The sequence below is a fragment of the Ramlibacter sp. WS9 genome, from assembly GCF_003797765.1.
Lineage (GTDB): Bacteria > Pseudomonadota > Gammaproteobacteria > Burkholderiales > Burkholderiaceae_C > Ramlibacter.
This window is the reverse complement of record NZ_RKMB01000002.1, coordinates 295,919-320,844: the sequence shown is the minus strand read 5'-3', so window position 1 is coordinate 320,844 and position 24,926 is coordinate 295,919. Positions and strand designations below refer to the sequence as shown.

Genomic DNA, 24,926 nt, shown 5'->3' with positions numbered 1-24,926 from the left:
GGATCGCCAGGGGTTTCTACTTATAATCAGGGGCTTTGTAAAAATTCAGGGCACGAAAGTGGGGCTTCAAACAATGAAAACAATAGCCCCGTTGCCGGAGACGACTGAAGAAGAGCTCCCGTTCAAGCAGCTGACCGCCGAAGAGGCGCGCCGGCTGCGCGAACAAAACCCCCCGGTGTCCCCGTGGTGGGTTGTGGGGGGGCAAGTCGTCGTGGGGTTCCTGGTGGCGCTGGCCGCCTGGGGCATCACGGGAAAGCAGAACGTTGGGTGGTCCGCCGGGTATGGCGCGCTGGCCGTGGTGATCCCCGCGGCCATTTTTGCGCGTGGTCTCACCGGGCGGTTTTCATCCTTGAACGCAGGCACCGCGGCGGTGGCGTTCATGTTGTGGGAAATGGTCAAGATCGCCTCGTCGATTGCGCTGCTCGCGGCGGCGCCGGGGCTGGTGCCAGAACTGAGTTGGCCGGCGTTGCTGGTGGGCCTGGTTCTGACGATGAAGGTGTACTGGGTCGCCCTGGCGTACGCTCCAAAAGCGGCGCCGAAGGCGAAACCCTCGAACGCAAAACTTTGAGCTTCTAAGAAACATGGCTGCTGCTGAACACGCTGCTGAATCCGGGCAAACCGCTGGTGAATACATCATTCACCACCTGACCTTCTGGCAGAACCACAAGGCCGCCAACGTCGTCGACTTCACCGTCTTCAATTTCGATTCGCTGCTCTGGGCCATCGCCACGGGCGTGATCGGCTGCTGGCTTCTGTGGCTGGCCGCGCGCAAGGCCACGTCGGGCGTGCCCGGCCGCTTCCAGGCCGCGGTGGAAATCCTGGTCGAGATGGTGGACACGCAGGCCAAGGGCATCGTGCACAACGCGCAGAGCCGCAAGCTCGTCGCGCCGCTGGCACTCACCGTGTTCGTCTGGATCTTCCTGATGAACGCCATGGACTTGCTGCCGGTGGACCTGGTCCCGGTGATCTGGCAATGGATCTACGGCGCCGCCGGTCATGACCCGCACCACGCCTACATGCGCGTCGTGCCCACGGCTGACCTGTCGATGACGATGGGCCTGTCGGTGTCCGTGCTGCTGCTCTGCCTGATCTACAACATCAAGGTCAAGGGCCTGGGCGGCTGGATGCACGAGATGGTGGCCGCACCCTTCGGTGCCCACCCGCTGCTGTGGCCGTTCAACTTCGTCTTCCAGATCATCGAGTTCATCGCCAAGACCGTCTCGCACGGCATGCGGCTGTTCGGCAACATGTACGCCGGCGAACTGATCTTCCTGCTGATCGCCCTGTTGGGCGGCGCCTGGTCGCTGTCGGCTACGGGCATCAGCCTGGCCTTGCTTCACATCGTCGCCGGCACGGCCTGGGCCATCTTCCACATCCTGATCATCACGCTGCAGGCGTTCGTGTTCATGATGCTGGCGCTCGTGTACCTCGGCCAGGCGCACGACGCGCACTGACCCTTTCTCGCTGTTTCCTTTTTCTTTTTACGTCAACCAAGTCCTCTAGGAGCTCTTCATGCAAGTTATCAGCTTTGTCGCACTGGCCGCCGGCCTGATCATCGGTCTGGGCGCTATCGGTGCCTGTATCGGCATCGGCATCATGGGCAGCAAGTACCTCGAATCCGCTGCACGCCAACCCGAGCTGATGGGCGAACTGCAGACCAAGATGTTCCTCTTGGCCGGCCTGATCGACGCTGCTTTCATTATCGGCACCGGTATCGCGCTGTGGTTCGCCACCGCCAACCCGTTCCTGGCCCAGATCGCCAACCTGCCGAAGTAAATCTCAATGAACTGCATATGCCTTCGCGTGGACGCGTGGAACCGGCTTTGCCGGGCCGCAGGCGTCGCCCCCTCGAGGGGGAAGCGGCGCAGCCGCAACGGGGGCGGGGGAATTAAATGAGTATTACCGGTACCCTCATCATTCAGATGATCGTGTTCCTGATCCTGGTCGGGTTCACGATGAAGTTCGTGTGGCCGCCGATCGCCACGGCGCTCGACGAGCGCGCCAAAAAGATCGCCGAGGGTCTGGCTGCCGCCGACAAGGCCAAGTCCGACCTGGCTGCCGCCGACAAGCGCGTGGAGCAGGAGCTGGCCAAGACGCGCACCGAAACGGCGGGCCTGCTGGCCGACGCCGAGCGCCGCGCCCAGCACATCGTCGAGGAAGCCAAGGGCCGCGCGACCGAAGAGGCGAACAAGATCATCGCCGCCGCCAAGGTCGAAGCCGAGCAGCAGACCGTCAAGGCCCGTGAAGCCCTGCGCGAGCAGGTTGCCGCGCTGGCCGTCAAGGGCGCCGAGCAGATCCTGCGCAAGGAAGTCAACGCCGGCGTTCACGCCGAGTTGCTCAAGCGCCTGCAGACCGAGCTGTAAGAGGTAGATCGCCATGGCTGAACTCGCCACCATCGCCCGCCCGTACGCCGAGGCGCTCTTCAAGTCAGCGAAAGCAGACCTGAACGGCACGTCCCAATGGCTCGACGCCCTCGGCGCCGTGGCCGCCAACCCGCAGCTGCTGCAGTTCGCCGGCAACCCCAAGGTCGGCGACCAGCAGGTGTTCGACGTGGTGGCCGACGTGGCCAAGGTGCAGTTGCCGGACAACGCGAAGAACTTCCTGCGCGCCGTCATCGAGAACGGCCGCCTGGCCGCGCTGCCGGAAATCGCGGCGCAGTTCCGCGAGCTGAAGAACTCGCTGGGCGGTTCGTCCGACGCGGTCGTCTACAGCGCGTTCCCGATGGACACCACCGCCCTGGGCGGTGTGTCGACGGCACTGGAAAAGCGGTTCGGCCGCAAGCTCAACGTGAGCATCAAGGAAGACCCGTCCCTCATCGGCGGCATTCGCGTCGTGGTCGGCGACGAGGTGCTCGACACCTCCGTCAAGGCCCGTCTGGAACAAATGAAAGTCGCGCTGACCGCCTAAAAGGCTGTCGGACCAACCCTTAGAAAGGAAAGAGTCATGCAACTCAATCCCGCAGAAATCTCCGAACTGATCAAGAGCCGCATCGAGGGCCTGGCCGCCAGCGCCGACATCCGCAACCAGGGCACCGTGGTGTCCGTGGCCGACGGCATTTGCCGCATCCACGGCCTGTCGGACGTGATGGCCGGCGAAATGCTGGAATTCCCGCCCACGGCGGATGGCACCCCCACCTTCGGCCTGGCCCTGAACCTCGAGCGCGACTCCGTCGGCTCGGTGATCTTGGGCGAATACGAACACATCTCCGAAGGCGACACCGTGAAGTGCACGGGCCGCATCCTGGAAGTGCCGGTCGGCCCCGAGCTGATCGGCCGCGTCGTCAACGCCCTGGGCCAGCCGATCGACGGCAAGGGCCCGGTCAACGCCAAGATGACCGACGTGATCGAGAAGGTCGCCCCGGGCGTGATCGCCCGCCAGTCGGTGAGCCAGCCGATGGCCACCGGCCTGAAGTCGATCGACTCCATGGTGCCGATCGGCCGTGGCCAGCGCGAGCTGATCATCGGCGACCGCCAGACCGGCAAGTCGGCTGTCGCGATCGACGCGATCATCAACCAGAAGGGTCAGAACATGACCTGCGTCTATGTCGCGATCGGCCAGAAGGCATCCACGATCAAGAACATGGTGCGCGCACTGGAGCAGGCCGGCGCGATGGAATACACCATCGTCGTCGCCGCTTCGGCTTCCGAGTCCGCTGCCATGCAGTACGTCTCGGCGTACTCCGGCTGCACGATGGGCGAGTACTTCCGCGACCGCGGCCAGGACGCCCTGATCGTTTATGACGACCTGTCCAAGCAGGCCGTGGCCTACCGCCAGGTCTCGCTGCTGCTGCGCCGCCCCCCAGGCCGCGAAGCCTACCCCGGCGACGTGTTCTATCTCCACAGCCGCCTGCTCGAGCGCGCCGCCCGCGTGAACGCCGACTACGTCGAAGCCTTCACCAAGGGTGAAGTCAAGGGCCAGACCGGTTCTCTCACAGCGCTGCCGATCATCGAAACGCAAGCCGGCGACGTGTCCGCTTTCGTTCCGACCAACGTGATCTCGATCACCGACGGCCAGATCTTCCTGGAAACCAGCCTGTTCAACGCCGGTATCCGCCCCGCCATCAACGCCGGTATCTCGGTGTCTCGCGTGGGTAGCGCCGCCCAGACCAACTGGATCAAGGGCCTGTCCGGCGGTATCCGTACCGACCTGGCGCAGTACCGTGAACTGGCCGCGTTCGCGCAGTTCGCCTCCGACCTGGACGAAGCCACCCGCAAGCAGCTGGACCGCGGCGCCCGCGTGACCGAACTGCTGAAGCAGGCCCAGTACAGCCCGCTGCCGATCTCGCTGATGGGCGCCACGCTGTTCGCGGTGAACAAGGGCTTCCTGGACGACATCGAAGTCAAGAAGGTCCTGGCTTTCGAGCACGGCTTGCACGCCTACTTGAAGGACAAGCACGCCGCCCTGCTGGCCACCATCGAGAAGAACGGTGCCAAGTGGGACAACAAGCCCGCCAAGGATTCTGACGCCGACGACAAGAAGGCCTTCAAGAAGGTCTGCATCGATGCCGAAGCCGAACTGACGGCCGCCATCACGGCGTTCAAGAAGTCGTTCGCTTAAGTCTCTGAATTAACAGGAGCCAACGTGGCTGCAGGTAAAGAGATTCGAGGCAAGATCAAATCGGTGGAAAACACCAAGAAGATCACCAAGGCCATGGAAATGGTGGCCGCCTCCAAGATGCGCAAGGCGCAGGAGCGGATGCGCCATGCGCGGCCCTACAGCGACAAGGTGCGCAACATCGCCGCCAACCTCGGCAAGGCCAACCCGGAGTACACGCACCCGTTCATGAAAGTGAACGACGCGAAGACGGCAGGCTTCATCGTGGTCACGACCGACAAGGGCCTGTGCGGCGGCATGAACACCAACGTGCTGCGCATGGTGACCACCAAGCTGCGCGAGCTGCAAGGCGCGGGCTCCGATGCCCACGCGGTCGCCATCGGCAACAAGGGCCTGGGTTTCCTGAACCGCATCGGCGCCAAGGTGGTGTCGCATGTCACCCAGCTGGGCGACACGCCGCACCTCGACAAGCTGATCGGCCCGGTGAAGGTCCTGCTGGACGCGTATGCGAAGGGTGAAGTGAGCGCCGTGTACCTCTCGTACACCAAGTTCATCAACACCATGAAGCAGGAGCCGGTGGTCGAACAGCTGCTGCCTCTCACGGCCGAGAACTTCAAGGGCGACGAAGGCCAGCCGGGCTGGGACTACATCTACGAGCCCGACGCGCAGACCGTCATCGACGAGCTGCTGCTGCGTTACGTGGAAGCGCTGGTGTACCAGGCTGTCGCCGAGAACATGGCGTCCGAGCAATCGGCGCGCATGGTGGCGATGAAGGCTGCCACCGACAACGCCGGCAACGTGATTGCCGAGCTCAAGCTGGTCTACAACAAGACGCGCCAGGCGGCGATCACGAAAGAGCTTTCGGAGATCGTGGCCGGGGCCGCGGCTGTTTAAAGACCCACAGATTAATTATTGGAGCACCAAATGGCTCAAGCACAAGCTACGCAAGGCAAGATTGTTCAATGTATCGGCGCCGTGGTCGACGTGGAATTTCCGCGCGACCGGATGCCCAAGGTGTACGACGCCCTGAAGATGGACGGCACGGCGCTGACGCTGGAAGTGCAGCAGCAGCTGGGCGACGGCATCGTCCGCACCATCGCGCTGGGCTCCTCCGACGGCCTGCGCCGCGGCAACATGGTCTACAACACCAACGCGCCGATCACGGTTCCCGTGGGCAAGGCCACGCTGGGCCGCATCATGGACGTGCTGGGCAACCCGATCGACGAGCGCGGCCCGGTTGATGCCACGCTCACGGCTTCGATCCACCGCAAGGCTCCCGCGTACGACGAACTGTCGCCGTCGCAAGAACTGCTGGAAACCGGCATCAAGGTGATCGACCTGGTGTGCCCGTTCGCCAAGGGCGGCAAGGTGGGCCTGTTCGGCGGCGCCGGCGTCGGCAAGACCGTGAACATGATGGAGCTGATCAACAACATCGCCAAGGCGCACTCCGGCCTGTCGGTGTTCGCCGGCGTGGGTGAGCGCACCCGCGAAGGCAACGACTTCTATCACGAGATGTCCGATTCGGGCGTCGTGAACCAGGAGAACCTCTCCGAGTCCAAGGTCGCGATGGTGTACGGCCAGATGAACGAGCCCCCGGGCAACCGCCTGCGCGTCGCGCTGACGGGCCTGACGATCGCCGAGTCGTTCCGCGACGAAGGCCGCGACGTGCTGTTCTTCGTGGACAACATCTACCGCTACACGCTGGCCGGCACGGAAGTGTCCGCGCTGCTGGGCCGCATGCCTTCCGCCGTGGGCTACCAGCCGACGCTGGCCGAAGAAATGGGCCGCTTGCAAGAGCGCATCACGTCCACCAAGGTCGGCTCGATCACCTCGATCCAGGCCGTGTACGTGCCGGCGGATGACTTGACCGATCCGTCGCCCGCCACCACGTTCGCTCACTTGGACTCGACCGTCGTGCTGTCGCGCGACATCGCGTCGCTTGGCATCTATCCCGCCGTGGACCCGCTCGACTCCACCAGCCGCCAGCTCGATCCGTTGGTCGTCGGCGAAGACCACTACAACACGGCCCGCGCCGTGCAGAACACGCTGCAGCGCTACAAGGAATTGCGCGACATCATCGCGATCCTGGGCATGGACGAACTGGCGCCGGAAGACAAGCTGGCTGTGGCCCGCGCCCGCAAGATCCAGCGTTTCCTTTCGCAGCCGTTCCACGTTGCTGAAGTGTTCACCGGCTCGCCCGGCAAGTACGTGTCGCTGGCCGAAACCATTCGCGGCTTCAAGATGATCACCAACGGCGAGTGCGACCACCTGCCCGAGCAGGCGTTCTACATGGTCGGCACGATCGACGAGGCCTTCGAAAAGGCCAAGAAGGTTTAAAGGACTCCCCCCCGAAGCGCCTTCGGCGCCTCCCCCTCAAGGGGGCAACACCAGCAGCCCGGCAAAGCCGGTTCTGCGGTGTTCCACGAAGAAGCTGGATTCAGGAGAATTAGATGAACACTATCCATGTTGATGTCGTAAGTGCCGAAGAGTCCATCTTCTCCGGCGAAGCACGCTTCGTCGCGCTGCCCGGCGAGGCCGGTGAGCTGGGCATCTACCCGCGCCACACGCCGCTGATCACCCGCATCAAGCCTGGCTCGGTGCGCATCGAGAAGGCCGACGGAACCGAAGAGTTCGTCTTCGTCGCCGGCGGCGTGCTCGAAGTGCAACCCAACACGGTCACCGTGCTGTCCGACACCGCCATCCGCGGCAAGGACTTGGACGAAGAGAAGGCCAACACCGCCAAGGCCGCCGCCGAGGAAGCCCTGCGCAATGCCAAGGGCGAGCTCGACATCGCCAAGGCACAATCTGAACTCGCCGTGATGGCCGCGCAGATCGCAGCGCTGCGCAAGTACCGCCAGAAAAAGTAAGACACGATTTCGAAATAAGAACGCGCTAAAAACCAGCGCTCTGGCCCCGTCCTTGGACGGGGCCTTTTTATTTCCGCCCTCGGCGCGGGAGCGTAGCGACCAGCGCCCCGTCGCAAGACGGGGCCTTTTATTTGTTGCGCGGCTCTTACGGATTTCCAGCTCAGCTGTGACGATTTGTCTCGCCCAAGCTCAGCGGTAACGCTTCCTCACCGTCCTTCACAGTCACCAACCCAGCAATAACTTACTTTACGAGCGTAACAACGAGGGACGTCGTATGGGTAAGAAGATTGGGGGGACGCCGCGCCTGCGGCGGTCTTGGAAGCGGGCGGCTTGCGCCGCGATGTTGGGCTTGGCCCTCGCCGGCTGCGGCGGAGGCAACGAAGGGTCCGAGCCCAGCGCTTCGGCCGATGAAGCTGTCGCGATGGCGGAGGATGCACAGGCCGCGAGACTCAAGGGAGGTTCCCTCTCGGTGCTGGGTGCGTATCGGCTGGCCGACCAAGCCACTTTCGGCGCGAGCGAAAAATTGCTGACGGAGTTGGGCAAAGGCACTGCCGAGCAGTGGATCAACTCGCAGTTCGTCGTGGCCGCATCGCGCTACGCGAGCGGCGGCACGAACGCCATCCACACCTACACCGGCAGCGACTTCTGCGCCGACAACGGCACGGCCAACTGCTGGAACTTCTACTACTCCAGCCAGCCGCTCGCCTGGGACTTCTACCGCAACGCTGTCAGCGGCAACGACCAGTTGCGACAGCGCGTCGCGCTCGCGCTGTCGCAGATCAATGTGGTGTCGCAGCTGGAGGTGGAGGGCACTTACGGCCTGCGCAACTGGCACAACAACTTCATCACCAACGCTTTCGGCAACTACCGCACGGTCCTCAAAAAAGTGGCGTTGTCGCCGGTGATGGGCGATTACCTCAACAACGTCAACAACAACAAGACGGCGCCCAACGAGAACTTCGCGCGCGAGTTGCTGCAGCTGTTCGCCATCGGCACGTGCGAGCTGGAACAGGATGGCAGCCTCAAGGGCGGCAAGTGCCAAGCCACCTATGACAACGCGCGTGTCCGCGAATACGCCTTCGCGCTGACCGGCTGGACTTATCCGCCGGGCGGCAAGTCCGCCTGGTGCGCGCCGCGCAACGGCATCAACTGCCGGTTCTACGACGGCGACATGGTTGCGCGCCCCGCCGCCCATGACAGCGCGACGCGCAAGCTCCTCGGCACTGTCTCCGTGCCTGCAGGCAGCACCGCGGAAGCCGCGCTCGAGTCCGTGCTCGACAGCCTGATGGCGCATCCCAACATGGCGCCCTTCATCGGCCGCCAACTGATCCAGCACCTCGTCACCAGCAATCCGAGTGCGGGCTACGTGGCGCGCGTCTCCTACGCGTTCAACACCGGCCGCTACGGCCGCATAGGCACCGGTGTGAAGGGCGACCTGCGTGCGACCGTCACGGCGATCCTGCTCGATCAGGAAGCGCGCGGCGATTCCCCGCCCGCCCAGGCCGGGCGGCTGCGCGAACCGGTGCAGTTCTTTGCAGGCGTGCTGCGCGCGCTCAACGGCACGACCGACGGCGAACCGCTGACCTGGTGGTGGGGCGAGGCACTGGGGCAGCACGTGTTCCGGCCGCCCTCGGTCTTCAACTACTACCGGCCCGACTACCCGGTCGCGGGCACCCAGCTCCAGGGCCCGCAGTTCGGCATCCTCAACGCCAACACCGGCCTGGCCCGCATCAACTACGTGAACTACCTGGTCAACTGGGGCGGATCGGCTGCCTCGACCAACGTGCCCAACGCGCTGCCGACGCAGGTCAACCTGGATCCGTTCCTCCTCGATGCATCCGACCCGGCCAAGCTGGTCGACCGGATGGTGCGCGTGGGCCTGGGCGGCCGCATCACGCCGGCGGCCCGCCAGACCATCATCAACGCGGTCGCCGCGTGGACCGCGAGCAACTCGTCGAGCTACCTGAAGGAGCGCGTCAAGACCGCGGCCTATCTGGTGTTCGCTTCGCCCCAGTACCAGATCGCACGCTGAAGAGGACATCATGCAAAGACGACACTTCCTCTCCACGGCCGCCGCCGTCATGGCGGGCACCACCCTTTCGCAGCTGATGCCGCGCGCGGCGCAGGCGCAATCGGTCGACTACCGCGCGCTGGTCTGCATCTTCCTGTACGGCGGCAACGACGGCATGAACATGGTGGCGCCGCGCGACAGCACGCGCTACGGCCAGTACGCCGCGGTTCGCAAGCAACTGGCGTTGCCGCAGGACACGCTGGTGCCGCTGGGCACCGACTACGGCCTGCATCCATCCATGGGCGCGTTGTCGAATGTCTGGTCGGCGGGTGCGCTGGCTCCCGTGTTCAATGTGGGCCCGCTGTTCCAGCCGCTCACCAAGAACGAATACCGCAACTTCCGCACGCTCGGCAAAGTGGTGCCGGAGAGCCTGTTCTCGCACAGCGACCAGCAGGGCCTGTGGGAAACGGGTTACCACGACGCCACCATGCGGACCGGCTGGGGCGGGCGCGCGGCGCAGGCGCGAAGCAGCCTCGTGGTTTCGGCCGCAGGCAACGGCCGCTTCGGCGTCGGCGACCTGCAGGCACCGCTGGTCGTGCCGGGGCCGGGTTCGAACTTCGGGTTCGATGGCTATTTCGGCGGCCCCGCCGCGGCACGCAAGAGCGCGCTGATGTCTCTCTACGGCGAGAGTGGCCAGCAGCAGATCTACAACGCGTTCGCGAGCCAGCAGCGCGACACCTTCGCGGTGTCCGACGCGCTGGCGCCGACGCTGCGCATCAACCCGCGCGACAATCCGGGCGAGCCGATCAACGCCGCGTTCGCGTCCCTGACCAACGCCACGGGCGCGTTGACGACCGGCCTGGCCAAGCAGCTCTACCAGATCGCCAAGCTGATCGCGTACCGAAGCGCGATCCCGACGCACGTCGGCACCACGCGGCAGGTGTTCTTCGCGTCGCTGGGCGGCTTCGACACGCACGGCGACCAGATCTCCGGCAACGCGTTGCAGGGCCATCACGCAGGGCTGATGAAGACCCTCGCCGATGCGATGGCGGCGTTCCACCAGGCCACCCAGGTGCTGGGCCTGGCAAGCAACGTCACCACGTTCACGCAGAGCGATTTCGGGCGCACCTTCGCACCCAACGAGAGCCTGGGGACCGACCACGCGTGGGGCAACAACCAACTGGTGATGGGCGGCGCGGTGAACGGCAACACCACCTACGGCGCGTACCCCGAACTGGTGCTGGGCGGGCCGAGCGACGTCGGCCAGGATTCATGGGAACTGCAGGGCCGCTGGATTCCCACGGCGTCGGTGGACCAGTACGGCGCCACGTTGTCGCGCTGGTGGGGCCTGTCGGAAAGCCAGATCGACTCGGTGTTCCCGAATCTCGCGAACTTCGGCAGCGCGCGCAGCCTGGGATTCCTGCAGGCCTGACGCCTGAGCGGATCGGCGGATCAGCCGAGCACCGGTTCGTCCGGCAGCTCGTTGTCGTTCGCGTCGCTCTCGCTCGCGGGGAAGTGCTGCACCAGGAGCGCCGACACTTCCTCCAGCGCCTGGGTGAGCCCGTCTTCGAAGCGGCCTTCGTGCAGCGCGGCGCCGAGCCGCACGACGATGGCGCGCCATTCTTCGGGCGGCACGTGGCGCGCAAGGCCGCGGTCGGCCACCACCTCGATGGCGTGTTCCGCCAGCAGCAGGTAGATCAGCACGCCGTTGTTGTGCTCGGTGTCCCACACGCGCAGCTTGCCGAACATCGCCACGGCGCGCTCGCGCGGCGTCGCGCTGCGCCACAGGTAGCTCAGCGGCAAGCCGGCTTCGACGTAGATGCGGACCTCGCCGGTGTGGCGCTTCTCGCTCGCGGCCACGCGGCGCGCGATGCGCTCCACCATGTCCGGCGGCATTGCCTTGCGCGTGTCGGATTCGTCCAGCCAGCGGTGGCGCAGCATCCGCTTGATGAAACCTTGAGGTTTGCGATGCTGCATCACCAATCTCCCGAGGCGCCGCCGCCGCCGAAGTCGCCACCACCGCCGGAGCCGCCCCAGCTGCTGCCGCCCCCGCTCCCGCCGCTCCAGCCACCGCCACCGCCGCCGATCCAGGGTCCGCCCCCGAAGCCGCCACGCCGCCCAGTGGGCAGGCCCATGCTGCCAGACAGGATGGTGAAGAGGAGGGCGACGAACGCCGCGATACCGGCGACCAGAAGGCTTGAGGTAATGAACAGGGCAACCGCCCCCACGCCCGCACCCGTGAAGAACGAGCCGAGCTTGCGACCGAACATCCCGCGCAGCACGCTGCCACCGATCGGCACGGCGAAGAACAGGAAGATCGCCATGTCCATCCAGTCGAAACCCATCCCGCCGGTTTTGGCGGTGGACTTGGATTTGGGCAGCGCCGGCGCCGGCAGCGCCTCACCGTTGATGCGCGCGATCAGCTGGTCGACGCCCGCGCGCAAGCCGGCCGCATAGTCGCCCTTGCGGAACTCCGGCGTGATCGCTTCGTCGATGATGTGTTTGGCCGCCAGGTCGGGGATCGCGCCTTCCAGCGTCTTGGCTACTTCGATGCGGATCTTGCGATCGTCCTTGGCCACGACCACCAGCACGCCGTCACCGACGCCCTTGCGGCCGATCTTCCACGCGTTGCCCACGCGATTGGCGTAGCTGGCGATGTCTTCCGGCTGCGTCGTCGCGACCATCAGCACCGCGATCTGCGTGCCCTTGGCCTGCTCGAACGCCATGAGCTTGTCGTCCAGGCCTTTGGCCTGGATCGCGTCGAGCGTTCCGGTCTGGTCGACGACGTGGGCCGACAGCGCCGGGATGGGTTTGAGATCCTGCGCGCTGCAGACCGAGGCGGCCAGTGCCCACAGCAGGATCAGCAGCGCTTTCAAGGGCAGGCTACTTTTTGTTGAAGTCCACCGACGGCGGCACCGAAATCTGCGCCTCGTTCTGCACAGAGAACACGGGCTTGGGCTGGTACTTGAACACCATCGCAGTCAGGTTGGTGGGGAAGCTGCGCGAGAGCACGTTGTACTCCTGCACCGTCTGGATGTAGCGGTTGCGTGCGACGGTGATGCGGTTTTCCGTGCCTTCCAGCTGCACCCGCAGCTCGCGAAAGCTCTGGTTGGCCTTCAAGTCGGGGTAGCGTTCGCTCACCACCAGCAGCCGGCTCAGCGCACTCGACAACTCGCCCTGCGCCTGCTGGAATTTGGCAAAGGCTTCCGGGTTGTTGAGCGTTTCAGGCGTGACCTGCACCGCCGTCGCTTTGGAGCGCGCCTCGATCACCTTCGTCAGCGTTTCCTGCTCGAAGTTGGCCTCGCCCTTCACCGTGGCGACCAGGTTGGGCACCAGGTCGGCACGGCGCTGGTACTGGTTGAGCACCTCGCTCCACGCGGCCTTGGACTGCTCGTCCAGCTTCTGGAAATCGTTGTAGCCGCAGCCGGAGAGGGACAGCGCGGAGATGATGATCAAGAGCCAGCGTTTCATGCCTGTGTTCCTTCCGTGTCGCACCCGAAGCGGGCAACGGTAGCATAGATGGGATGCATCCAGGCCCAATTCAAGTGCTCCAGGCGGCCCATCGGCCGCAGCCCGCCGCGCGCAAGCCGCGCCTGCTCATTGCCGGCGCGACGGGCACGCTCGGCAATGAGGTGATGCGGCGCCTGGTCGGCCTGCAGCAGTTCGAACGCACGGAGGTGCTGGTGCGCGAGCCCATCAAGGCCGGGCTGCGTGGCGTGGTCACGAACGTGGTCGCGTCCGATGCGCCCGCGGACTGGCAGCCAGGCGCCGCCGACATGGGCGTCATCCTGTTCGATCCGCCGCGGCTGTTCCACGACCGCGAGCGCGCGCTTTGGACGCCGGTGCCCGAGCAGTTGCCCGAACTGGCGCGCTGGATGCGGGCCAGCGGGGTCACCACGTTGGCCGTCGTGCTGCCGCATGCGCAGGGCCGCCTCCCCGAGGCGCTCAAGCGGGGCCTGGCCAGCCTGGACGAGCATGCGGTGGCAACGCTGGGCTTCGAGCGGCTCGTCATCGTGCGCTCGGCGCAAAAGCCCGGGCCGGCTGCGGCGCCGGGGTTCCTGCCGGCCGTGGCGCACTGGATGCTCTCGGTCTTCAAATTCATGGTGCCCAGCAGCGAGCAGCCGGTGCGCGCCGTCAAGGTGGCGGAGTTCGTGGCGCTGGCGCTGCAGTTCGCGCCGCCCGGCATCCACATTGCCGCGCCGGAGATGGTCTGGCGCGCCGCGCAGGGCGACATGCGCACGGCCGTGCGGCAGTGGCTCACGCCCTGATTCCACGGCAGAATCGGCTCATCCATCCGCCATGAAAAGAACCAAGCTCCAGGCCGCCAGCCTCGAAGGCAATGCCGACGACGTCGAAGCCGCGTTCTACGAGGCGCTGCAGCAAGGCGACATCGACAAGCTGATGGCCTGCTGGGCCGACGACGACGACATCGTCTGCACCCACCCCGGCGGCCCGCGCGTGGTCGGTGCGATAGCGATACGCGCCACCTTCGAAGCCATGTTCAGCAACGGCAGCATCCGCGCCTGGCCCGAACGCACGCGCAAGGCGCATGCGGCCGCCGCTGCGGTGCACAACGTCCTCGAGCGTGTCGAGGTGCTGGGGCCGGATGGGCCGGCTCAGGCGTGGGTCATCGCCACCAATGTCTACTTCAAGACGACGCAGGGCTGGCGCATGGTGGCGCACCACGCAAGCCCCGGCACCTCCAGCGAGATCCAGGAAATCTCCGGCGCACCACAGGTGCTGCATTGAATTACCGCGCGCCGTGGTGGTTGCCGGGCGGCAACCTGCAGACCATTTGGCCCGCGCTCTACGCTCGCCGCGTCTTTGGAGAGTTGCCGCAGTACCGGCGCGAGCGCTGGACCACACCAGATAGAGATTTTCTAGACGTCGACTGGCTGAGCAATAGTGCCCCCACGTTTCCCAAAGCACCGTTGCTTGTCCTGTTTCACGGTCTCGAGGGCTCGTCGCGCAGCCACTACGCCGAGGCATTTGCCGACTTCGCCGCCGAGCGCGGCCTGGCGTTCGCCGTACCCCACTTCCGAGGCTGCAGCGGCGAGCTCAACCAGGGCCCGCGCGCCTACCACTCGGGTGACCATGAGGAAATCGGCTGGATCCTGTCGCGCCTGCGTGCGCAGCACCAAGGACCCGTGGTCGCGGTGGGTGTCTCGCTCGGCGGCAACGCGCTCATGCGCTGGGCGGGCGAAGCAGGCACTGAAGCGGGCAACGTGGTGAGTGCCGTGGCATCGGTGTGCTCACCCATCGACCTCGCGGCCGGATCGCAGGCCATCGGACGCGGGTTCAACCGCCTGGTCTACACGACGATGTTCCTGCGCAGCATGAAGCCCAAGGCCATGGAGAAACTGCGGCAGCATCCCGGCCTTTTCGATGGCGAGCGGCTGATGGCCGCGCGCGACCTCTACGAGTTCGACGACATCTTCACCGCGCCCCTGCACGGCTTTCGCAACGCCGACGACTACTACGCGCGTGCCTCGGCCAAGCCGCACCTGCACCGCATCCGCATCCCGGCGCTGGTGCTCAACGCGCTGAACGATCCGTTCGTTCCGGCGGCCAGTTTGCCGGGCCCGCATGAGGTGGGCAGCTTCGTCACGCTGTGGCGGCCCAAAGGCGGCGGGCATGTGGGCTTCCCGGATGGCCACCTGCCGGGTCATGTGCGAACCATGCCCGACGAAGTCGGCGCGTGGCTCCTTCACTCGTTGCCCGAAATGAGCCGTTTCGTCAAAGCTTTGTAGTCGGCCAGTTGCCGCTCGCCGAGCACCGAAAAGAACTGGTCGTCGGCGTGCTCGATCGCGACCACCGCCTGCTGCACCAGTTTGCGTCCCTTGGGCGTGAACCGGATGCTGAACGCGCGGCTGTCGTCCGGCGAAGGTTCGCGCAGCAGCAGGCCGTCGTCCTCCAGCTTGCGGATGGCCTTGGACAGCGTCATCTTGTCGATCTTGGCGTGCTCCACCAAATGCGCCTGCGTGGGCGGCTCATGCTGCTGCTCGAACCACCGGAGCGACGCGATGATCGCGTACTGCGTCTGCGTGATGCCGAATTCCCCCAGCAGCTGCGCGAGCCGCCGCTGCCAGAGCGCGGTGATCTTCCACAGCAGGAAGCCGGGGCTGGCGTCGGCCTCGCCGTGCTTGAAGGGCGAGTCAGGCGCAGGCAAGCGTGGCCTGCGCGATCAGTTTGTCGGTCTGCGCCGGCAGGCTCTTGACCACGTCCTCGCCCACGATCTTGCGCCAGAGGAATGCCAGCGGGCCTTCCATGCGGATCGTGGTCTTGATCTCCAAAGCGCCGCCGCGCTCGATCAACTCGTGCGAGTCGACCATGCGTGCGAGCGGGAAGCGCGTGATGTCCACGAACGACGTATTCGGCTGCACGTCGGACAGTTCCAGCGTGAGGTTGGGGCCGCCCTTCGGCTTGAACTTGAAGCTGCCGCCGGTTTCGAACGGGCCGTTCATCCGCGCGTATTCGATGTCGTCCTGCCAGACGTGCCAGCTGTCGACGTCGCTCCACACCTTCCACACCTGCGCGGCGCTCAGGCCCTCGACGGTCTTGCTGTAGCTTTGGGTCCACATCGTTCTTCTCCTCGTGTTGTTGAAGTCGATATGGTAAACCAGTTTACCAAGTGGTGCAAGCGGAGCGACATGGATTGCGGAGTCCGCAATGACAGCCATGAGAGTCGTGGGTTGCGGATCGGAGTCCGCGATGACGCGCTAGCGCGCCGATGTCTTGACCGCGGCGCTCGCGGGCACGGCCGCGGCAGCAGCCGAGGCTGGTGACACGGGCGCGGAAGCCCCCGCGGCCGGCGTGCCTGCCGCGGGCCAGGCGGCTTCGACGCCGCGCTGCTTGCCGATGGGCGTGGTCGCTTTGCCGAGCTTGACCGCCGCGAGGTCTTCCGCGCTGGGATACAGGCCCATCAGGTAGTAGTCGAAGGCGCGGCGCACGATCGGCGCCGAGTTCTGCGCGCCGAAGCCCGCGTTCTCGACGATCATCGCGATGGCGATCTTCGGGTCCTCGGCCGGCGCGTACGCCATGAAGAGCGCATGGTCGCGGTGCCGCTCGTCGATGGAGGCGGCGTTGTACTTTTCGCCTTGTTTGATGGCGATCACCTGCGCCGTGCCGGTCTTGCCGCCGCTGGTGTAAGGCGCGCCCGCGAACGACCTCGCCGAGGTGCCCTCGAGGTTCACGCCCACCAGCGCCTTGCGAATGATCTCGATGTTCTCGGGCTTGGCGACACGCTCGCCCACCACCTCATGCACCGCGCTGGTCGGCGCACGCGTCACGACGTCGATCACCTTCTGGACCAGGTGCGGCTTCATCTTCACGCCGTCGTTGGCCACGGTGGCCGTGGCTAGCGCGAGCTGCAGCATCGTGAAGTTGTTGTAGCCCTGGCCGATGCCCAGCGAAATCGTCTCGCCGGCGTACCACTTCTGCTGCTCCGGCTTGCGGTACGCGGCCTTCTTCCAGCGCGTCGACGGCAGGAGTCCGCGCGACTCGCCCAGGATGTCGATGCCGGTGAGTGAGCCGAAGCCGTACTTGCTCAGGTTGTCGTGCATCAGATCCACGCCCATGTCGTTGGCCAGGATGTAGTAGTAGGTGTCGCACGAGTGGACGATCGACTTGTACATGTCGACCGAGCCGTGCCCGCCTTCCTTGTCGTCGCGAAAGCGGTGGCCGCCGAACATGAAGAAGCCGGGGTCCGAGATGCTCTGCTGCGGCGTGCGCTTGCCGGTCTCCAGCGCGGCCAGCGCCATGAAAGGTTTGTAGGTGGAGCCGGGCGGGTAGGTGCCGCGCAGCGCACGGTTGAGCAGCGGCTTGTCCAGCGACTCGTTAAGCGCGATCCAGTTTTCGCTGTCGATGCCGTCGACGAACAGGTTGGGATCGAACGTCGGCTTGCTCACGAAGGCCAGCACCTCGCCGGTCTTCGGGTCCAGCGCCACCAGCGCGCCGCGCCGGTCGCCGTACAGATCCTCGATCAGCTTCTGCAGCTTGATGTCGATCGACATCACCACCGTGTGCCCGGGCGTTGCCGGGTTGCTGGCCAGCTTGCGCACGGCGCGCCCGCCGGCGGAGGTTTCCACCTGCTCCACGCCGGTGATGCCGTGCAGCTGGTCCTCGTAGCTCTGCTCGACGCCCAGTTTGCCGATGTATTCGGTGCCGCGGTAGTTGGCCTGCTTCTCCTCGGGCCACTCTTCGATCACCTTCTTTTCAGCCTGGTTCACGCGGCCGATGTAGCCGATGACGTGGCTGGCCAATTCGCCCCACGGGTAGCTGCGGAACAGGCGCGCCTTGATGTCCACGCCGGGGAAGCGCCAGCTGTTGGCGGCGAAGCGGGCCACTTCCTCGTCGGTCAGGCGCGTGCGGATCGGCAGCGACTCGAAGTTCTTCGACTCTTCCAGGAGCTTCTTGAAGCGCCGCTTGTCGCGCGGCTGGATCTCCACCACCTGGCCCAGCTCTTCGACCAGCTTGTCCAGACCGACCTTCAGGCGCGCAGGCGTGATCTCCAGCGTGTAGGCCGAGAAGTTGGTGGCCAGGACGACGCCGTTGCGGTCCAGGATCAGGCCGCGGTTGGGCACCACCGGGACGATGGCCGTGCGGTTGTTCTCGGCCTGCTCGGAAAGGTCGGTATGGCGGAACACCTGCAGGTAGACCAGGCGGCTCGCGAGCAGCAGGAAGCACACCAGCACGGCCAGGCTGGCCACGAACACGCGCACGCGGAACCTCGAAAGGTCAGCTTCTACGTTGCGAAGTTCGGTCATGGGTGGAGGCGGCCTGGATGTGTGCGACTCGTCGTCACGCGCAAAGTTCTAGAGCGGCCGGTTCGCGTCGGGGTCGGGCGCACGCCTCTGCGGCGCGAGCAGCAGCACGCTCACCACCGGCCACAGCACGGCTTCCAGGAGGGGCGACAGCAGGATGGAAAAGCCCGGGAACACGCCGCCGGCCAGCATCCGCACCGCGAGCTCGACCGCATGCGCCGCCGCGAACAATGGCAGGACCTGCAGCGCCTGCGAAGGCACACTGAACCAGAGCAGCCGCCGGTGGATCGTGATCGCGAAGAAGCTGAGGATGGTGTACGCCAGCGCATGCTGCCCCAGCAGCGCCGACTGGTGCACGTCCATCGCCATGCCGAAGAAGAACGCGGAGCCGATGCCCACGCGCAGCGGCTGGTGCACGCTCCAGAAAACCAGCACCAGAGCGAGGAAGTCGGGCATCCACGGCGTGCGGCCGAGCGGCAGCATGTTGCACAGCAGCGCCAGCAGGAGGGTGGCCCAGATGAAGAACGGGTTGGCGGGCAGCAGCAGCTGCTGGCCGGGGCGCATGATCATGGCGTGAGGCTCGCTTTCTTGCCCTTCTTCACCGGCGCGTTGGTATCTTCGGGCGCGGGCCGCGGCGGCAGGTTGGCCGCGCCTGCCTTGAGTACCATCACATGCCGGGCGCCGTTGACCAGCGCCTGCGGCGAGCAGGTGATGCGCGCGAAGCCGGAGTCGGCCCGGCGCTCCACCTTCTCCACCCGCGCCACCGGCAGGCCGGCGGGGTAAACGCCATCCACGCCGCTGGTGGTCAGCAGGTCACCGGGCTTGACATCGGCGTTGCCGGCCATGAAGCGCAGTTCCAGCGAGCCGCTGTGCGTGGACGGGTCCCCATACGCCACGCTGCGCGCGCCGGTGCGCGCGTTGAGCACGGGGATCGCGTGGTCGCGGTCGGTGATCAGTGTCACCTCGCTGATCAGCGGATGGACCCGGGTGACCTGTCCCAGCACGCCCGATTCGTCGATCACCGGCGAGCCGGCTTCGATGCCATTGGCCAGGCCCTTGTCGATGATCACCTTGCGGGTGTACGGGTCCGCCGCGTCGTACAGCACTTCGGCGGCATCGCCGGGCGTGGTCACGCGTTCGCGCAACTGCAGCAACTTGCGAAGCCGCTCGTTTTCCAGCGCCAGCTGTTCGACCTGGTTGGCCCGCTGCGACTGCAAGGCGAGTTTCGCCCGCGCCGCGGCCTCGGACGCCTGAGCGCTCGTGAGCGATTCGAAGTACTGCCCGCCGTAGCGCGCCAGGAACACCGGCCGCATCGCAACCCACTGGACCGGGTACAGGACGGTGCCAACCACAGCGCGCAGCGGCTGGCCGATGCGAAAGCGCGTGTCGGCCACCATCAGGAACAACGCGATCGCGCTGAACACCATGAGCTTCGACAGGGCGGAGGGGCCCTGCTTGAAGAAGGGTGGCGGGTTGCGGTCGAGAGTGCCGAGAGGCATTTTGGATTCCGCTCCCTCTCCCTTTGGGAGAGGGCTGGGGTGAGGGCCGGCGGGTGCGCCCTCACCCTAACCCTCTCCCAAAGGGAGAGGGGACAAGACAATCATTCGCTCGTGAAGATGCTTCCCAGCCGTTCCATGCGCTCCAGCGCGATGCCGCAGCCGCGCACCACGCAGGTCAGCGGGTCTTCGGCCACCAGCACGGGCAGGCCCGTTTCTTCCGCCAGCAGGCGGTCCAGGTCGCGCAGCAGCGCGCCGCCGCCGGTGAGCATCATCCCGCGCTCGGCGATGTCCGCGCCCAGTTCCGGCGGCGTCTGCTCCAGCGCGTTCTTCACCGCCGAGACGATGTTGTTCAGCGGGTCCGTCAGCGCTTCCAGGATTTCGTTGGAGGAGATCGTGAAGGAACGCGGCACACCCTCGGAGAGGTTGCGGCCCTTGACTTCCATTTCCTTGACTTCGCTGCCCGGGAAGGCCGAGCCGATGTTCTTCTTGATCGCTTCGGCGGTGGGCTCGCCGATCAGCATGCCGTAGTTGCGGCGGATGTAGCTGATGATGGCTTCGTCGAATTTGTCGCCGCCGACGCGCACGCTGCCCTTGTAGACCATGCCGCCCAGCGAGATGACGCCGACTTCCGTCGTGCCGCCGCCGATGTCGACGACCATCGAGCCGGAGGCTTCCGACACCGGCAGGCCGGCGCCGATCGCGGCGGCCATCGGTTCTTCGATCAGGTACACCTCGGACGCGCCGGCGCCCAGCGCCGATTCACGGATGGCGCGGCGCTCGACTTGCGTGGAACCGCAGGGCACGCAGATGATGATGCGTGGTGACGGTTTCAGGACGGACCGCGGATGGACCATCTTGATGAATTGCTTGAGCATCTGCTCGGTGACGGTGAAATCGGCGATCACGCCGTCTTTCATCGGACGGATGGCCTCGATGTTGCCCGGGACCTTGCCCAGCATGGCCTTGGCTTCGTGGCCGACGGCCTGGATCGTCTTCTTGCCTTGGGGGCCGCCTTCGTGGCGGATCGCCACCACCGAGGGTTCATCCAGAACGATGCCCTTGTCGCGCACAAAGATCAGGGTGTTGGCGGTGCCCAGGTCAATGGCCAGGTCGGTCGAAAAATACCGACGGAAAGCTCCGAACATCAGGAAGTCCTCGTTTCTTCTGCGAAAAAGGCCGCTTCCGCGGCCACTGCACTAAAGGCGGGATAATACCCGATCCCCTGTGAATAACTGGCCTTCCACGGGCCAAAACCGCCGAGTTACACCTCTTTTTTCCGCCATGGCATTGACCTCCCAAGACATCGCCCGGATCGCCAACCTCGCCCGGTTGGAGTTGAGCCCATCCGAGAGCGAGCGCATGCTGACCCAGATCAACGGCTTCTTCGACATCGTGGAGAAGATTGGGGCTGTGGATACCTCAGGCGTCGAGCCTCTGGCCCACCCCGTCGCCGCCATCCAGGACGTCGCTTTGCGCCTGCGCGAAGACGTGGCCAGCGAGCCGAACAACCGGGAGGCGAACCAGCGCAGCGCACCCGCGGTGGAGCGCGGCCTGTTCCTGGTGCCGAAGGTGATCGAATGAGCGCGTTGCAGGATTTGACGGTCTCCGAGCTGGCCGGGAAGCTGCGCGGGAAAGAAGTTTCCGCGGTCGAAACGGCAAAGCACTTTCTCTCACGCGGCAAGGCGTATGAGTCGCTGGGTGCCTATCTGTCGACCGATGAAGACGCCACCTTGGCGCAGGCCCGCGCCGCCGACGAACAGATCGCGCGCGGCCAGGCCGGTGCGCTGGCGGGCGTGCCCATGGCGCACAAGGACATCTTCGTCACGAAGGATTTTCCGAGCACCGCAGGCTCGAAGATACTCGACAACTATCGCTCGCCGTTCGACGCAACTGTGGTTGCGAACCTGGCGCGCGCCGGCGTGGTCACGCTGGGCAAATTGAATTGCGACGAGTTCGCCATGGGCTCGTCCAATGAAAACTCCGCCTTCAAGCCCGTGAAGAATCCGTGGGACATCACGCGCATCCCTGGCGGGTCTTCGGGCGGCAGCGCGGTGGCGGTGGCGGCGCGTCTCGCACCCGCGACGACCGGCACCGACACCGGTGGTTCGATCCGTCAACCCGCATCGTTTTGCGGCATCACCGGCATCAAGCCCACGTATGGACGCGCATCGCGCTACGGCATGATCGCGTTCGCCTCCAGCCTGGACCAGGCCGGCCCGATGGCGCGCACGGCCGAAGACTGCGCGCTCTTGCTGTCGGCGATGTGCGGGCCTGACCCGGACCGCGACTCCACGTCGCTGGACGTGCCGGCGGAAGACTTCACGAAATCCTTGAACGGCTCGATCGAAGGACTGCGCATCGGCATCCCGAAAGAGTTCTTCGGTGAAGGCCTCGCGCCCGACGTGCGCGCCGCCATCGACAACGCGCTGAAGGAATACCAGAAGCTCGGCGCGAAGCTGTTGGAAGTGTCGCTGCCGCGCACCGAGCTCGCGATCCCCGTGTACTACATCATCGCGCCGGCCGAAGCATCGTCCAACCTCTCGCGCTTCGACGGCGTGAAGTTCGGCCATCGCGCGAAGCAGCACGGCGACCTGCTCGACATGTACAAGAAGACGCGCGCCGAAGGCTTCGGCGACGAAGTGAAGCGCCGCATCATGATCGGTGCTTACGTGCTGTCGCACGGCTACTACGACGCGTATTACCTGCAGGCGCAGAAGATCCGCCGCATGATCGCCGACGATTTCCAGCAGGCGTTCAAGCAATGCGACGTCATCGCCGGCCCGGTCGCGCCGACGGTCGCGTGGAAGCTCGGCGAGCACGGCAACGATCCGCTGGCCGATTACCTGGCCGACATCTTCACGCTCCCGGGTTCGCTCGCGGGTCTGCCCGGCATGAGCGTGCCCGTGGGCTTCGGCGATGCGCAGATGCCGGTGGGTTTGCAGTTGCTCGGCAACTACTTCGCCGAAGGCAAGCTGTTGAACGCCGCGCACCGCTTCCAGCAAGCAACCGACTTCCACCTCCGCAAGCCGGAGGGATACTGAGATGAGCAAATTGATCCAGGGCTACGAAGTCGTGATCGGCTTCGAGACGCACGCCCAGCTGTCCACGCAATCGAAGATCTTCAGCCGCGCGCCCACGGCTTTCGGCGCCGAGCCCAATACACAGGCCTGCGCGGTGGACCTTGCGCTGCCGGGCACGCTGCCGGTGATGAACAAGGGCGCGGTGGAACGCGCCATCGAGTTCGGCCTCGCCGTCAATTCGACCATTGCGCCCAAGAGCATCTTCGCGCGCAAGAACTACTTCTATCCCGATTTGCCCAAGGGCTACCAGATCAGCCAGTTCGAGATTCCAGTGGTGCAAGGCGGCAGCGTCGAGTTTTACCTTGGCGACGAGAAGAAGTCGGTGCGCCTGGTGCGCGCGCACCTGGAAGAAGACGCCGGCAAGTCGTTGCATGAAGATTTCATCGGCCAGTCGGGCATCGACCTGAACCGCGCCGGCACGCCGCTGCTGGAGATCGTGACCGAGCCCGACATGCGCTCGTCCGACGAAGCCGTGGCATACGCCAAAGAGCTGCACAAGATCGTGACGTGGATCGGTATCTGCGACGGCAACATGCAGGAAGGCAGCTTCCGCTGCGACGCCAACGTCTCGGTGCGCAAGCCCGGTGGCCCGTTGGGCACGCGCCGCGAGATCAAGAACCTGAACAGCTTCAAGTTCATGCAGCAGGCGATCGACTACGAGATCCGGTGGCAGATCGAAGAAATCGAAGACGGCCGCGCGATCCAGCAGGCCACAGTGCTGTTCGACCCCGACACCGGTGAGACGCGTGCGATGCGCACAAAGGAAGACGCCGCGGACTACCGCTACTTTCCCGACCCCGATCTGCCGCCATTGGTGGTGGCGCCCGAATGGGTGGAGCGCGTGCGCAGCGAGATGGCGGAACTGCCGCGCGTGATGGCCGCGCGCTTCGTGAAGGACTATGGCCTGCCGGAGTACGACGCGACGACGTTGACGCAGAGCAAGGCGATGGCCGCCTATTTCGAAGCCGCGGCCAAGGCCAGCGACCAGCCCAAGCTGGCCAGCAACTGGATCATGGGCGAGTTGTCGCGGCGCATCAATGCCGGCGAGGTGTCGATCGAACAGACGCCCGTCACATCAGCGATGCTCGCGTCATTGATCGCGCGCATCGCCGACGGAACCATCTCCAACAACGCCGCGCGGCAGGTGTTCGACGCGCTGTGGAGTGGCGAAGCGCAGGACGTCGACGCGGTCATCGAAGCCAAGGGCTTGAAGCAGATGTCGGACTCCGGCGCGCTGGAGAAAATCATCGACGAAGTGATCGCCGCCAACCCCGACAACGTCGCGCAATTCAAGGCCGGCAAGGAGAAGGCGTTCAACGCCCTCGTGGGCCAAGCCATGAAGGCGAGCAAAGGCAAAGCCAACCCGACGCAAGTGAACGACCTCCTGCGGAAAAAGCTCGCGGAGTAATTGCCGCCCCGATCACGCCCACGGTCTAGGCAAGCGATGCATGGATGGCGGATCGAGTCCGCAATGACAAGGACAGCTAACGCTTCGCCGGCGCGGACGCTGCGCCCACCGCCGTAGGCGGCGTTCCGCGCTGCGCCCACAGCTGCTTGAGCTTCACCAGCTCGTCGTCGAAGCGCGCGTTGATGCGCAGCTTCTCTTTGTCCTGGTTCGCGATGAAGCGCTTTTGCGCTTCGGTGTGCTCGTTGTTTTCCTCGACCTGGCGCTTCAGCATGCCCGGCACCTTGGACGGATTGTTCTGATAGAACTCCAGCTCCGTCTCCAGCTTGCGGCGCTGCTTGGCAAGATCTTCCACATTCTTCTTTGCGAGGACGATAGCGTCGTCGGCAACGGCGAGCGCGCCGACCCGCTCCTTGTCGTGCGCGCGCTGGTCGGGGTAGCGTATGAGCAAGGCCCGGTCCCGCTTCTTTTCTTCGGCCAGGCGGTTGCGCTCCTCGAGCGCCTTACGATTCTTCTCCTCTTCCGCCGCGCGTTCGTCCGCCGTGAGCACGGGGCCGATCTTGCGCTTGACGGTGCCGGTGGGGTTGAGCTCTTTTTGCTCGCGGTCCGTGCACTCCGGGATGGGACGGTCGGCCGTCAGGCGGCGGCCCTTGGCGTCGACGCACGTGAAGATGCCTTGCGCGGAGACCTGCATGCACACGGCCCCCAACAGCAATGCGGCAACGATGTCGCGTCCCGAGCCTGGCAC

At 65.3% G+C, this 24,926-nt stretch carries 27 protein-coding genes; 17 read left to right on the top strand and 10 right to left on the bottom strand.

Translation table 11 applies throughout. The features are described 5' to 3' along the window. Positions 1-73: 73 nt before the first annotated feature. The 11 genes from EEB15_RS04490 to EEB15_RS04435 all read left to right on the top strand — a co-directional run bounded on the left by EEB15_RS04490 (position 74) and on the right by EEB15_RS04435 (position 10,864). A complete protein-coding gene (locus EEB15_RS04490) occupies positions 74-568 on the top strand; it encodes an ATP synthase subunit I (RefSeq protein WP_141508613.1) in 495 nt (164 codons plus the stop codon). Between the two features lie 13 nt (positions 569-581). Continuing rightward, positions 582-1,454, top strand: coding sequence for a F0F1 ATP synthase subunit A (atpB, locus tag EEB15_RS04485; protein WP_141508330.1), 873 nt, complete (start codon positions 582-584; stop codon positions 1,452-1,454). Between the two features lie 58 nt (positions 1,455-1,512). Next, positions 1,513-1,776, top strand: coding sequence for a F0F1 ATP synthase subunit C (atpE, locus tag EEB15_RS04480; RefSeq protein ID WP_141508329.1), 264 nt, complete (start codon positions 1,513-1,515; stop codon positions 1,774-1,776). A gap of 116 nt (positions 1,777-1,892) precedes the next feature. Further along, complete coding sequence (locus EEB15_RS04475) at positions 1,893-2,363, top strand: F0F1 ATP synthase subunit B (protein WP_141508328.1); 471 nt, start codon at positions 1,893-1,895, stop codon at positions 2,361-2,363. A gap of 13 nt (positions 2,364-2,376) precedes the next feature. Beyond that, positions 2,377-2,907: a F0F1 ATP synthase subunit delta gene (locus EEB15_RS04470; protein WP_141508327.1), complete on the top strand. Its 531-nt coding sequence runs from the start codon at positions 2,377-2,379 to the stop codon at positions 2,905-2,907. A 36-nt stretch (positions 2,908-2,943) separates the two neighbouring features. Further along, positions 2,944-4,557, top strand: a complete 1,614-nt coding sequence (gene atpA / locus EEB15_RS04465; RefSeq protein ID WP_141508326.1) for a F0F1 ATP synthase subunit alpha — start codon at positions 2,944-2,946, stop codon at positions 4,555-4,557. 24 nt (positions 4,558-4,581) lie between these two features. After that, complete coding sequence (gene atpG, locus EEB15_RS04460; protein ID WP_141508325.1) at positions 4,582-5,448, top strand: F0F1 ATP synthase subunit gamma; 867 nt, start codon at positions 4,582-4,584, stop codon at positions 5,446-5,448. A 30-nt stretch (positions 5,449-5,478) separates the two neighbouring features. Beyond that, a complete protein-coding gene (gene atpD, locus EEB15_RS04455; RefSeq protein WP_141508324.1) occupies positions 5,479-6,891 on the top strand; it encodes a F0F1 ATP synthase subunit beta in 1,413 nt (470 codons plus the stop codon). A gap of 113 nt (positions 6,892-7,004) precedes the next feature. Continuing rightward, positions 7,005-7,421: a F0F1 ATP synthase subunit epsilon gene (locus EEB15_RS04445; protein WP_141508322.1), complete on the top strand. Its 417-nt coding sequence runs from the start codon at positions 7,005-7,007 to the stop codon at positions 7,419-7,421. Between the two features lie 340 nt (positions 7,422-7,761). Beyond that, on the top strand, positions 7,762-9,453 hold the full coding sequence (locus EEB15_RS04440; protein WP_233259350.1) for a DUF1800 family protein: 1,692 nt from the start codon (positions 7,762-7,764) through the stop codon (positions 9,451-9,453). Positions 9,454-9,463: 10 nt separating this feature from the next. Continuing rightward, positions 9,464-10,864: a DUF1501 domain-containing protein gene (locus tag EEB15_RS04435; protein ID WP_141508320.1), complete on the top strand. Its 1,401-nt coding sequence runs from the start codon at positions 9,464-9,466 to the stop codon at positions 10,862-10,864. A gap of 20 nt (positions 10,865-10,884) precedes the next feature. Here EEB15_RS04435 and EEB15_RS04430 read toward each other — a convergent pair whose 3' ends face one another. Genes EEB15_RS04430 through EEB15_RS04420 form a run of 3 tightly spaced genes read right to left on the bottom strand, consistent with a single transcriptional unit; the run spans position 10,885 to position 12,903 of the window. Further along, positions 10,885-11,409 carry a TPM domain-containing protein gene (locus EEB15_RS04430; protein WP_141508319.1) on the bottom strand — a complete coding sequence of 175 codons (525 nt, stop codon included), beginning with the start codon at positions 11,407-11,409 and terminating at the stop codon, positions 10,885-10,887. Further along, complete coding sequence (locus tag EEB15_RS04425) at positions 11,409-12,308, bottom strand: YgcG family protein (RefSeq protein ID WP_370283342.1); 900 nt, start codon at positions 12,306-12,308, stop codon at positions 11,409-11,411. The genes EEB15_RS04430 and EEB15_RS04425 overlap by 1 nt, the downstream gene beginning before the upstream one ends. A gap of 7 nt (positions 12,309-12,315) precedes the next feature. Next, positions 12,316-12,903, bottom strand: coding sequence for a LemA family protein (locus tag EEB15_RS04420; RefSeq protein ID WP_141508318.1), 588 nt, complete (start codon positions 12,901-12,903; stop codon positions 12,316-12,318). A gap of 53 nt (positions 12,904-12,956) precedes the next feature. On the opposite strand from EEB15_RS04420, the gene EEB15_RS04415 reads away from it, so the two are divergent. From EEB15_RS04415 to EEB15_RS04405, 3 genes are read left to right on the top strand one after another with little or no spacing between them, the layout of a single operon-like run. Next, complete coding sequence (locus EEB15_RS04415; RefSeq protein WP_141508317.1) at positions 12,957-13,700, top strand: hypothetical protein; 744 nt, start codon at positions 12,957-12,959, stop codon at positions 13,698-13,700. 31 nt (positions 13,701-13,731) lie between these two features. Next, positions 13,732-14,181 carry a nuclear transport factor 2 family protein gene (locus EEB15_RS04410; RefSeq protein WP_141508316.1) on the top strand — a complete coding sequence of 150 codons (450 nt, stop codon included), beginning with the start codon at positions 13,732-13,734 and terminating at the stop codon, positions 14,179-14,181. Then, positions 14,178-15,182, top strand: a complete 1,005-nt coding sequence (locus EEB15_RS04405) for a YheT family hydrolase (RefSeq protein ID WP_141508315.1) — start codon at positions 14,178-14,180, stop codon at positions 15,180-15,182. The genes EEB15_RS04410 and EEB15_RS04405 overlap by 4 nt, the downstream gene beginning before the upstream one ends. On the opposite strand, the gene EEB15_RS04400 is transcribed toward EEB15_RS04405, so the two are convergent. The 6 genes from EEB15_RS04400 to EEB15_RS04375 form a co-directional block, all read right to left on the bottom strand. Beyond that, the gene (locus EEB15_RS04400; protein ID WP_141508314.1) at positions 15,140-15,601 is read right to left on the bottom strand and encodes a MarR family winged helix-turn-helix transcriptional regulator; all 462 of its coding nucleotides are present in this window, start codon (positions 15,599-15,601) and stop codon (positions 15,140-15,142) included. The two genes, EEB15_RS04405 and EEB15_RS04400, sit on opposite strands and share 43 nt — an antisense overlap. Beyond that, positions 15,588-16,013, bottom strand: a complete 426-nt coding sequence (locus tag EEB15_RS04395) for an SRPBCC family protein (RefSeq protein ID WP_158289989.1) — start codon at positions 16,011-16,013, stop codon at positions 15,588-15,590. The genes EEB15_RS04400 and EEB15_RS04395 overlap by 14 nt, the downstream gene beginning before the upstream one ends. A gap of 138 nt (positions 16,014-16,151) precedes the next feature. After that, positions 16,152-18,197: a penicillin-binding protein 2 gene (gene mrdA / locus EEB15_RS04390; RefSeq protein ID WP_141508312.1), complete on the bottom strand. Its 2,046-nt coding sequence runs from the start codon at positions 18,195-18,197 to the stop codon at positions 16,152-16,154. Positions 18,198-18,245: 48 nt separating this feature from the next. Beyond that, positions 18,246-18,764, bottom strand: coding sequence for a rod shape-determining protein MreD (mreD, locus tag EEB15_RS04385; protein WP_141508311.1), 519 nt, complete (start codon positions 18,762-18,764; stop codon positions 18,246-18,248). Further along, the gene (gene mreC / locus EEB15_RS04380) at positions 18,761-19,693 is read right to left on the bottom strand and encodes a rod shape-determining protein MreC (RefSeq protein ID WP_141508310.1); all 933 of its coding nucleotides are present in this window, start codon (positions 19,691-19,693) and stop codon (positions 18,761-18,763) included. Before mreC ends, mreD begins: the two co-directional genes overlap by 4 nt. 101 nt (positions 19,694-19,794) lie before the next feature. Then, on the bottom strand, positions 19,795-20,838 hold the full coding sequence (locus EEB15_RS04375) for a rod shape-determining protein (protein WP_141508309.1): 1,044 nt from the start codon (positions 20,836-20,838) through the stop codon (positions 19,795-19,797). Positions 20,839-20,974: 136 nt separating this feature from the next. Between EEB15_RS04375 and gatC the strand changes: the two genes are divergently transcribed. From gatC to gatB, 3 genes are read left to right on the top strand one after another with little or no spacing between them, the layout of a single operon-like run. Next, entirely contained in the window at positions 20,975-21,274 is a 300-nt protein-coding gene (gene gatC, locus EEB15_RS04370) for an Asp-tRNA(Asn)/Glu-tRNA(Gln) amidotransferase subunit GatC (protein ID WP_141508308.1), read from the top strand. After that, a complete protein-coding gene (gene gatA, locus EEB15_RS04365) occupies positions 21,271-22,734 on the top strand; it encodes an Asp-tRNA(Asn)/Glu-tRNA(Gln) amidotransferase subunit GatA (protein ID WP_141508307.1) in 1,464 nt (487 codons plus the stop codon). The genes gatC and gatA overlap by 4 nt, the downstream gene beginning before the upstream one ends. Position 22,735: 1 nt before the next feature. Next, the gene (gene gatB / locus EEB15_RS04360; RefSeq protein WP_141508306.1) at positions 22,736-24,181 is read left to right on the top strand and encodes an Asp-tRNA(Asn)/Glu-tRNA(Gln) amidotransferase subunit GatB; all 1,446 of its coding nucleotides are present in this window, start codon (positions 22,736-22,738) and stop codon (positions 24,179-24,181) included. A 76-nt stretch (positions 24,182-24,257) separates the two neighbouring features. Here gatB and EEB15_RS04355 read toward each other — a convergent pair whose 3' ends face one another. After that, positions 24,258-24,926, bottom strand: coding sequence for a DUF4124 domain-containing protein (locus tag EEB15_RS04355; RefSeq protein WP_233259349.1), 669 nt, complete (start codon positions 24,924-24,926; stop codon positions 24,258-24,260).

What these genes read in the sequence shown, in the direction of transcription:
- EEB15_RS04490 (WP_141508613.1), top strand. Translation starts at nt 74, where the DNA reads ATGAAAACAATAGCCCCGTTGCCGGAGACGACTGAAGAAGAGCTCCCG.
- atpB (WP_141508330.1), top strand. Translation starts at nt 582, where the DNA reads ATGGCTGCTGCTGAACACGCTGCTGAATCCGGGCAAACCGCTGGTGAA.
- atpE (WP_141508329.1), top strand. Translation starts at nt 1,513, where the DNA reads ATGCAAGTTATCAGCTTTGTCGCACTGGCCGCCGGCCTGATCATCGGT.
- EEB15_RS04475 (WP_141508328.1), top strand. Translation starts at nt 1,893, where the DNA reads ATGAGTATTACCGGTACCCTCATCATTCAGATGATCGTGTTCCTGATC.
- EEB15_RS04470 (WP_141508327.1), top strand. Translation starts at nt 2,377, where the DNA reads ATGGCTGAACTCGCCACCATCGCCCGCCCGTACGCCGAGGCGCTCTTC.
- atpA (WP_141508326.1), top strand. Translation starts at nt 2,944, where the DNA reads ATGCAACTCAATCCCGCAGAAATCTCCGAACTGATCAAGAGCCGCATC.
- atpD (WP_141508324.1), top strand. Translation starts at nt 5,479, where the DNA reads ATGGCTCAAGCACAAGCTACGCAAGGCAAGATTGTTCAATGTATCGGC.
- EEB15_RS04445 (WP_141508322.1), top strand. Translation starts at nt 7,005, where the DNA reads ATGAACACTATCCATGTTGATGTCGTAAGTGCCGAAGAGTCCATCTTC.
- EEB15_RS04440 (WP_233259350.1), top strand. Translation starts at nt 7,762, where the DNA reads ATGTTGGGCTTGGCCCTCGCCGGCTGCGGCGGAGGCAACGAAGGGTCC.
- EEB15_RS04435 (WP_141508320.1), top strand. Translation starts at nt 9,464, where the DNA reads ATGCAAAGACGACACTTCCTCTCCACGGCCGCCGCCGTCATGGCGGGC.
- EEB15_RS04430 (WP_141508319.1), bottom strand. Translation starts at nt 11,409, where the DNA reads ATGCAGCATCGCAAACCTCAAGGTTTCATCAAGCGGATGCTGCGCCAC.
- EEB15_RS04420 (WP_141508318.1), bottom strand. Translation starts at nt 12,903, where the DNA reads ATGAAACGCTGGCTCTTGATCATCATCTCCGCGCTGTCCCTCTCCGGC.
- EEB15_RS04415 (WP_141508317.1), top strand. Translation starts at nt 12,957, where the DNA reads ATGCATCCAGGCCCAATTCAAGTGCTCCAGGCGGCCCATCGGCCGCAG.
- EEB15_RS04410 (WP_141508316.1), top strand. Translation starts at nt 13,732, where the DNA reads ATGAAAAGAACCAAGCTCCAGGCCGCCAGCCTCGAAGGCAATGCCGAC.
- EEB15_RS04395 (WP_158289989.1), bottom strand. Translation starts at nt 16,013, where the DNA reads ATGTGGACCCAAAGCTACAGCAAGACCGTCGAGGGCCTGAGCGCCGCG.
- mrdA (WP_141508312.1), bottom strand. Translation starts at nt 18,197, where the DNA reads ATGACCGAACTTCGCAACGTAGAAGCTGACCTTTCGAGGTTCCGCGTG.
- mreD (WP_141508311.1), bottom strand. Translation starts at nt 18,764, where the DNA reads ATGATCATGCGCCCCGGCCAGCAGCTGCTGCTGCCCGCCAACCCGTTC.
- mreC (WP_141508310.1), bottom strand. Translation starts at nt 19,693, where the DNA reads ATGCCTCTCGGCACTCTCGACCGCAACCCGCCACCCTTCTTCAAGCAG.
- EEB15_RS04375 (WP_141508309.1), bottom strand. Translation starts at nt 20,838, where the DNA reads ATGTTCGGAGCTTTCCGTCGGTATTTTTCGACCGACCTGGCCATTGAC.
- gatC (WP_141508308.1), top strand. Translation starts at nt 20,975, where the DNA reads ATGGCATTGACCTCCCAAGACATCGCCCGGATCGCCAACCTCGCCCGG.
- gatA (WP_141508307.1), top strand. Translation starts at nt 21,271, where the DNA reads ATGAGCGCGTTGCAGGATTTGACGGTCTCCGAGCTGGCCGGGAAGCTG.
- gatB (WP_141508306.1), top strand. Translation starts at nt 22,736, where the DNA reads ATGAGCAAATTGATCCAGGGCTACGAAGTCGTGATCGGCTTCGAGACG.